The sequence below is a fragment of the Muricoccus vinaceus genome, from assembly GCF_042433125.1.
Classification (GTDB): domain Bacteria; phylum Pseudomonadota; class Alphaproteobacteria; order Acetobacterales; family Acetobacteraceae; genus Roseomonas; species Roseomonas vinacea.
Genome location: NZ_JBHLVZ010000068.1, coordinates 1 through 1,239 on the forward strand (window position 1 = coordinate 1; position 1,239 = coordinate 1,239).

The window sequence follows — 1,239 nt, forward strand, 5'->3', positions numbered from 1 at the left end:
CGGCCCATCGACGCCACTGGCGGGTCTGGCAGCGCTACATGGACCCCGAGCGCTTCGTTTTTCTCGATGAGACCGGCGCCGCCACGAACATGGTCCGCCGCTACGGCTGGGGTCCGAGGTGCGAGCGCCTGGTCGATGCCACGCCACACGGCCACTGGCGCACCACCACCTTCATCGCGGGGCTGCGCAGCACCGGCCTTGTCGCACCGCTTGTGCTGGACAGGCCCATGACCGGTGAGGCGTTCCTCGCCTATGTCAGGCAGTTCCTCGCACCCGTCCTGGCCAGGGGCGACGTCGTGGTCCTGGATAACCTCGCCGCCCACAAGGTCGCTGGTGTACGCGAGGCGATCCGCGCCACCGGCGCCAGCCTCCTCTACCTGCCGCCCTACTCGCCCGACCTGAACCCAATCGAGCAGGTCTTCGCCAAACTGAAGGCGCTGCTCCGAAGGGCCGAAGCGCGCACCCGTAAGGCACTCTGGATCACCATCGGGCACTTGCTCAGCACCTTCAACCCGGCCGAGTGCAGGAACTACCTCGCCAACTCAGGTTATGCGTTCGAGTAAGGTGAAAAAGCTCTTGAGGCGCAGCAGGTGAGCGTCCGCGCCTTCGTCGAACGCGAGGGCTGGACGCTCGTGGCCGAGCACCAGGACATCGCCTCGGGCAAGGACGACCGCCGACCCGGGTTCCAGGCAGCGCTGACCCGTTGCCGTCAGCTCGGGGCGGTGCTGGTCGCAGCGCGCCTGGATCGGATCACCCGGCGAGCCCACACGCTTTCAGGGCTGCTGGAGGAGGGGATCTCGATCCGAGCCGCCGACATGCGTGGGGCGGACGACCTGATGATGCGTGTTTATGCGGCAATGGCTCAGAAGGAGCGGGAGCTCATCTCGGAGCGCACCCGGGTGGCGTTGGTGGCGGCACGGGCTCGGGGAGCGGTGCTGGGTGGGGACAGGGGCTGGCTACCACCGCCGCCGCCCTGCGCCTCACTTGCGGCCCAGGCGCGTCAAGAAGAGGCAAACTGACCCTCCCCCGTGTTGGTGGAGACTTCAGATAAGCTCCTGCGGGAGCGAGGTGCCCTGATGACGACGACGCGGCGTGAGTTCACGGAGGAGTTCAAGCGGGAGGCAGTGTTGCTGCTGGAGAGCAGTGGCCGTCCGCTGATGCAGGTGGCGAAGGAGGTTGGGATGCAGCCATCGATGCTGCGGAACTGGCGGGCGCGAGGCCGTGCCCCGGCGGGGTCAG

2 protein-coding genes and 1 pseudogene are annotated in these 1,239 nt (G+C 67.6%); all 3 read left to right on the forward strand.

What is annotated here, in order from left to right; all coding sequences use genetic code 11:
- Positions 1 to 563: IS630 family transposase (locus ACFFIC_RS19030; protein WP_377053248.1), on the forward strand; the 563-nt coding region annotated here is incomplete at its 5' end.
- 21 nt (positions 564 to 584) lie between these two features.
- Positions 585 to 1,019: pseudogene (locus ACFFIC_RS19035) on the forward strand (recombinase family protein); the annotation flags it as partial.
- 57 nt (positions 1,020 to 1,076) lie between these two features.
- A partial coding sequence (locus ACFFIC_RS19040; protein WP_377053250.1) for a transposase occupies positions 1,077 to 1,239 on the forward strand: 163 nt, incomplete at its 3' end.